At 72.5% G+C, this 6,162-nt stretch carries 7 protein-coding genes and 1 rRNA gene; all 8 read left to right on the top strand.

All coding sequences use genetic code 11. The features are described from left to right. Window positions 1-92: ribosomal RNA gene (gene rrf / locus ACIF8T_RS30690) — 5S ribosomal RNA — on the top strand; the annotation flags it as partial. Between the two features lie 61 nt (window positions 93-153). Beyond that, entirely contained in the window at window positions 154-801 is a 648-nt protein-coding gene (locus tag ACIF8T_RS30685; protein ID WP_400039436.1) for an HAD family hydrolase, read from the top strand. A gap of 37 nt (window positions 802-838) precedes the next feature. Then, entirely contained in the window at window positions 839-2,098 is a 1,260-nt protein-coding gene (locus tag ACIF8T_RS30680) for an MFS transporter (protein WP_400039449.1), read from the top strand. After that, a complete protein-coding gene (locus ACIF8T_RS30675) occupies window positions 2,049-3,221 on the top strand; it encodes an acetoin utilization protein AcuC (RefSeq protein WP_400039434.1) in 1,173 nt (390 codons plus the stop codon). Before ACIF8T_RS30680 ends, ACIF8T_RS30675 begins: the two co-directional genes overlap by 50 nt. A 208-nt stretch (window positions 3,222-3,429) precedes the next feature. After that, window positions 3,430-4,245: a phosphatase gene (locus tag ACIF8T_RS30670; protein WP_400039432.1), complete on the top strand. Its 816-nt coding sequence runs from the start codon at window positions 3,430-3,432 to the stop codon at window positions 4,243-4,245. 129 nt (window positions 4,246-4,374) lie between these two features. Further along, a complete protein-coding gene (locus ACIF8T_RS30665) occupies window positions 4,375-4,587 on the top strand; it encodes a helix-turn-helix domain-containing protein (RefSeq protein ID WP_121791081.1) in 213 nt (70 codons plus the stop codon). A gap of 156 nt (window positions 4,588-4,743) precedes the next feature. Continuing rightward, on the top strand, window positions 4,744-4,842 hold the full coding sequence (locus ACIF8T_RS30660) for a 30S ribosomal protein bS22 (RefSeq protein ID WP_003948845.1): 99 nt from the start codon (window positions 4,744-4,746) through the stop codon (window positions 4,840-4,842). 258 nt (window positions 4,843-5,100) lie between these two features. Then, window positions 5,101-6,162 (top strand): NAD-dependent epimerase/dehydratase family protein, encoded by a 1,062-nt coding sequence (locus ACIF8T_RS30655; RefSeq protein ID WP_400039430.1) that lies wholly within the window; start codon window positions 5,101-5,103, stop codon window positions 6,160-6,162.

Below are 6,162 nucleotides of genomic sequence, written 5' to 3'. Positions count from 1 at the left end.
CGCCCGGTTACATTCCGAACCCGGAAGCTAAGCCTTACAGCGCCGATGGTACTGCAGGGGGGACCCTGTGGGAGAGTAGGACACCGCCGAACAATTCTTGAGAAAACCCCCGTGCCATTCGGCACGGGGGTTTTCTGCGTTTAGGGTCCCATCATGCGCTATGACCTCGTCATCTTCGACAACGACGGCGTTCTCGTCGACAGTGAGCCGTTGTCCAACCGGCTCCTCGCCGCCTACCTCACCGAGCTGGGGCACCCGACCACCTACGAGGACTCGCTGCGGGACTACATGGGGGCCGCCATGCACCGCGTCCACGATGTCATCGGGGAGCGGACCGGGCGGCGGTTGCCGGCGGACTTCGACGACGTCTTCCACGCGCGCGTCTTCGCCGCCTTCGAGCGGGAGCTGGAACCGGTGCCGGGGGCCGTCGGCGTGCTGGAGAAGCTCGCGGTGGACGGGGTGCCGTACTGCGTGGCGTCGTCCGGGAGCCACGAGCGGATTCGGGTCGGGCACCGGAAGACCGGGCTGGACCGGTGGTTCGACGACGGGCGGATCTTCAGCTCGCAGGACGTCGGACGGGGGAAGCCGGCGCCGGACCTGTTCCTGTACGCGGCCGAGCGGATGGGAGTCGCGCCCGGGCGGTGCGTCGTCGTCGAGGACAGTCCGCTGGGGGTGCAGGCGGCCGTGGCGGCGGGGATGGACGTGTACGGCTTCACGGCCATGACGCCGGGCGAGCGGCTCGCGGGTGCCACCGGACTCTTCGCCGACATGGGGGAGTTGGTGGACCTGCTGGCCCGGTAGACCGGTCCGGAGCCGAGCGGAAGTCACCTCCGGCCGGATCTACCCACGGGTACGGCGGGGCCCTACGCTCGCCGCCATGACCGATGTGCTGCGGCGCGGCAGGGCTTCACTGGCGTTCGGCTTCCTGGTGCAGGGCGTCGCCTTCGCTCTGCTCGTGACGCGCATCCCGGCCGTCCAGGAGCGGTACGGGGTCACCGACGCGCTGCTGCCGGTCTTCCTCGCCGCGGTGCCGGTCCTCGCCGGAGTGGGCAGCGTGCTGACCGGGCGGCTGGTGAGGCGGGTGCGGCCCAGCCGGGTGCTGCGGTGGTCCCAGCCGGTCGTGCTCCTGGCGCTGCTCGCGGTCGGGGCGGGGGAGGGGGTGGCCGGCCTGGCCGTGGCGCTCGCCGTGTTCGGGCTCGCCGTCGGGGCGCTGGACGCGTCGATGAACATGCTCGGCGTGAGCCTGCAGCGGGCGTACGGGCGCAGCATCATGCTCGGCTTCCACGCCGCGTACAGCCTGGGCGGGATCGTCGGGGCCTCGCTGGCGTGGGCGGGGGCGCACTGGCATCTCGCGCTGTGGGTGTCGTACCTGCCGGTGGTGGCGGTGCTGTTGCCGGCGGTGCTGGCGGGGAGCCGGTGGTACGTCGACGGGCGGGCGGACGCGGTGCCGGGGACGGCGGCCGCCGGTGGCTCCTCGCGGTGGCTGCTGCCGCTGTGCCTCGTCATGACGTGCGCGTACATCGGGGACTCGACGGTCTCCAACTGGAGCGCGAAGTACCTGCAGGACGTGCTGGGGAGCTCCGAGCAGACGGCGACCGTGCCGTACAACGTGTACATGGTCACCACGCTGCTGGGGCGGGCGGTCGGGGACGCCGGGGTGCGGCGGTTCGGGGCCGTGGCGGTGGTGCGGGGCGGGGCGTTGCTGGCGGCGGCCGGGTTCGCGGTGGTGGCCGTGGCGCCCGGGGCGCGGGTGGGGATGCTGGGGTTCACGCTGCTGGGGTTCGGGCTGTGCGTGCTGGTGCCGCAGACGTTCGCGGCGGCCGGGCGGCTCGCCGTGGAGAAGGGCGGGCCGGGGGCTTCGGACGCGGCCGTCGCGCGACTGAACGTCTTCAACTACGTGGGCTTCCTGGTCGGTTCGCCGCTGGTGGGGGCGCTCGGGGACGCGTGGAGCTATCGCGGGGCGATGCTGGTGCCGATGGTGCTGGTGCTGGTGACGTCGGCGTGCGCCCGGTCGTTCGCTCCTCGACCGGACCGATACGGTGGCGGGCATGAGCGGCCGCGCACAGCTGATGTGGGACGAGGCAGTAACGGGCTATGACTTCGGCCCGGGCCATCCGATGGACCCGGTCCGGCTCGCCCTGACCCGGAGCCTGGTGAGCGCCTTCGGGCTCGACCGCGAGGTGGAGGTGGTCGCGGCGAAGGCGGCCGGGGAGTCGACGCTGCGGCTCGTCCACCGGCCGGACTACATCGAGGCGGTGAAGGCCGCGTCGGCGGATCCGGCGGCGGCGGACCCGTCGTACGGGCTGGGGACGACGGACGATCCGGCGTTCGCCGGGATGCACGAGGTGTCGGCGCTGATCGCCGGGCAGTCGGTGGGGGCGGCGGAGGCCGTGTGGCGGGGGGACGCGGCGCACGCGGTGAACTTCGCGGGCGGGCTGCACCACGCGATGCCCGGGGGTGCCGCGGGGTTCTGCATCTACAACGACGCCTCGCTGGCCGTCGCCCGGCTGCTGGAGCTGGGGGCCGAGCGGGTCGCGTACGTGGACGTGGACGTGCATCACGGCGACGGGGTGCAGGCGGCGTTCTGGGACGATCCGCGGGTGCTGACGATCTCGCTGCACGAGCATCCCCGGACGCTGTTCCCGCAGACCGGGTGGCCGGAGGAGACCGGGGGCGAGGCGGCGCAGGGGTCCGCGGTGAACGTCGCGCTGCCGGCGGGCACCGGGGACGCGGGGTGGCTGCGGGCGTTCCACGCGGTGGTGCCGGAGCTGCTGGCGGAGTTCCGGCCGCAGGTGCTGGTGACGCAGCACGGGGCCGACACGCACTTCGAGGACCCGCTCGCGCACCTCGCGGTGTCGCTGGACGCGCAGCGGGCCGTGCAGGTCGCCTGCCACGATCTGGCGCACGAGTACGCCGGCGGGCGGTGGGTGGCGCTCGGCGGGGGCGGCTACGCGGTGGTGGACGTGGTGCCGCGCTCGTGGACGCACCTGGTGGGGATCGCCGCGGGGCGGGCGATCGAGCCCGGGGCGGAGACTCCCGAGGGGTGGCGGCAGGAGGTGTACGCGCGGACGCGGCAGTTGGCGCCGGCGCGGATGTCCGACGGGCGGTGGCCGGTGTCCTGGGCGGGCTGGGAGGCGGGGTACGACCCCGCCGACCGGTTGGACCAGGCGGTGGTGGCGGCGCGGCGGGCGGTGTTCCCGTTGCGGGGGTTGCTGGCGTAGGGCCGGTGAGCGGCTGACGGGGGCCGGGGCCCGGTTCCCGGCTCCGCCGGGGCGGGGGGAGCCTGCCGCCCCGGCGGTACGCCTGCCCGCGGCTCGGGGGCAGGGGGGCCGTCGTTCCGGGGGTACACGTGTCCGCCGGTGTGGGCCGACCGTGCGGTGTCGGGCGGTTTCCGGGACGGGCGGCGGCTGTGTGGCGCACCATCGCTGCGTGTTGTCGTCCGTCGCCCTCCGGGCGCATCTGCTGGGTGCGCGGCTCGCCGGGACCGTGGCCACGCCGCGCGAGGAGAGCCTGCGCCGCTACCGGCTCTTCGCCGCCCGGGACCCCCGGGTGCTGATCGGGATCGATCCGGAAGGGGACTGGGGTCAGCGGGAGTTGCTCGGTCTGATGGCGGACCGATGCGGGGTTTCGGCCGATCCCCGACGGATTTCCGGTCATGATGTGATCGACCCGGGGCGGACGCTGGCCGCTCTGGACGCCTTCGCGGAGCGGCTCGCCGCGGCGGTGCGGTGCCGTGCGCACGTGCTGCTCGGCACCGGGCACCCCCATCGGCTGCTCGGTTTCTACGTCGCTCTCGCAGACGCCCTGTCGGCGGCGGGATGTACTGTCCTCACCCCGGCGCAGGGTCGCTGTGTCGACATAACGACCCGGTTCGGTCTACGCACGCACCACCTCGCCTACGTACGGGGGGTCGCGCTGGTGAGGGCGCCCGGCACGGAACGCCCCGGTGGTGAGCCCGGCGCGCACACCCACTCCCCCCTCCCGGTTCGTACCGCGCTGGCCGCCGCGGCGGAGGCCGGCGGGCCGCTGCCCGGGCTCGTGATCGGAGACCACGGCTGGGTCTGCGGAGCAGGTCAGCTGGGGTTCGAGGCCATCGGGCTGGCCGATACGGACGATCCCGCGCCGTTCGTCGGAGAGGCCGAGGGGTCGGTGTCCGTCGTCGTTCCACTTGATGACGGCGTGCGGTCCGATTACTACCGGCCGCTTACCCGCTACGTACTCAATCGGGCGTGTCTGTCACAGTAGGCCGCCGATGGGTGCACCTCTTCCCCACTCGCATCACCCGCCCCTAGTCTGGGGAGTGAGCACGCAGCGACGAAGAGTCACCGGAAGGGGAAGCCGGTGGCCGTCGAGTGCGGAAGGTGCAGGTGTGTCATGGCTGCAGCTGGCGAGAGGCCTCTGAACGAGGTTCAGTTCCTTACCGTGGCGGAAGTCGCCTCGGTGATGCGAGTGTCGAAGATGACCGTGTACCGCCTGGTGCACAGTGGTCATCTGCCCGCGATCCGGGTGGGGCGGTCCTTCCGCGTCCCCGAGCAAGCGGTTCACGAGTACCTCCGCGACAGCTACGTGGGGGTGGAAACGGCCTGACAGCGACCCGGGGAGATCCGCCCGGGACACGGCGTGGATCTCCCCGGCACCCTCGATTACGACCTCGGCGCGCGGTTGGGTAGGCTAGCCCCTCGTAGGTCGTGTGGGCCCATGGCGCCCAAACAACCGAGTGATGAGAAGTGAGCGAGGGTAGTCGTGGGCTCTGTTATCAAGAAGCGGCGCAAGCGGATGGCCAAGAAGAAGCACCGCAAGCTGCTCAAGCGCACGCGCGTCCAGCGTCGCAACAAGAAGTAAGCGCGACGCGGCGCCGCGAAGGCGTGCTGTGGCCCTCCACCGTCCGGTGGGGGGCCACACGTGTGTCCGGCGGCGGTGTGCGGCGGGTCGAACCCGGTGCGTACCACGGGACCGGCACCCTGGCTGATCTGGTCGTACGTCCGGGCGTTGTCGTCGCTTCGCGCTCCGGGCGGTCGTCACAGCGCGACGACGAACCGCTAAGTTGGCCACACGGGGGAACGCGGCGGGATACGAGGTCCTGGAAGGAAGGCGCTGATCTTGGGCAAGGTCGTGCTCGTGACCGGAGTGGCCCGCCAGCTGGGGGGCCGGTTCGTACGACGGATCCAGCGTGACCCCGGGGTGGAGCGGGTCGTCGCCGTGGACGCGGTGCCGCCCGAGCACCACCTGGGCGGTGCCGACTTCGTCCAGGCCGACATCCGGCAGCCGACCGTCGCCCGGGTGCTCGCCGAGTCGGGTGCCGACACGGTGGTGCACCTGGACGTGACCGGGACGCCGCTGGGCAGCGGCGGCCGGACCGCGCTGAAGGAGACCAACGTCATCGGCACCATGCAGCTGCTCGGTGCCTGCCAGAAGTCCCCGGCGGTCAGGCGGCTGGTCGTGAAGTCCAGCACCAACGTCTACGGCTCCGCGCCGCGCGACCCGGCCGTGTTCACCGAGACCACCCCGGCCAAGTCGCTTCCCAGCGGCGGCTTCGCCAAGGACATCTGCGAGGTCGAGGGGTACGTCCGGGGCTTCGCGCGGCGCCGGCCGGACGTGGCGGTGTGCGTGCTGCGGTTCGCCAACATCCTGGGCCCCACGACGGACACCCCGCTCGCCTCGTACTTCTCGCTGCCGGTGCTGCCGACCGTGTTCGGCTACGACCCGCGGCTGCAGTTCGTGCACGAGGACGACGTGATCGAGGTGCTGCGGATCGCCTCGCACGAGCCGCGCCGCGGCACGCTCAACAGCGGCACCTTCAACATCGCCGGCGACGGCGTCCTGACGCTCGCCCAGTGCTCGCGGCGGCTCGGCCGCCCCACCGTGCCCCTGCTGCTGCCGGCGGTCACCTGGGCGGGCTCCCTGATGCGTACGCTGGGCATGACGGACTTCTCTCCCGAGCAGATCCGGCTGCTCACCCACGGGCGGGTGGTCGACACGACCCAGATGCGCGAGACACTGGGATTCCAGCCGAAGTACACGACCGCGGAGACGTTCGCGGACTTCGCGCGCAGCCACGGACCCGGCCTGCTGCCGCCTCAGGCCGTTGCCGGGGCCGTCGACCGGATCGCCGCGCTGCCCCTGGCGGGCGGCGGCCACCCCCCGACGCAGAGCGCCAACTGA

It is taken from the genome of Streptomyces sp. NPDC085946 (assembly GCF_044540485.1).
GTDB lineage: Bacteria > Actinomycetota > Actinomycetes > Streptomycetales > Streptomycetaceae > Streptomyces.
This window is presented reverse-complemented; position numbering and strand designations above follow the sequence as displayed.

Excerpts from the sequence above, each read along its gene's own strand:
- ACIF8T_RS30665 (WP_121791081.1), top strand. The coding sequence starts at position 4,375 with ATGGCTGCAGCTGGCGAGAGGCCTCTGAACGAGGTTCAGTTCCTTACC.
- ACIF8T_RS30675 (WP_400039434.1), top strand. The coding sequence starts at position 2,049 with ATGAGCGGCCGCGCACAGCTGATGTGGGACGAGGCAGTAACGGGCTAT.
- ACIF8T_RS30685 (WP_400039436.1), top strand. The coding sequence starts at position 154 with ATGCGCTATGACCTCGTCATCTTCGACAACGACGGCGTTCTCGTCGAC.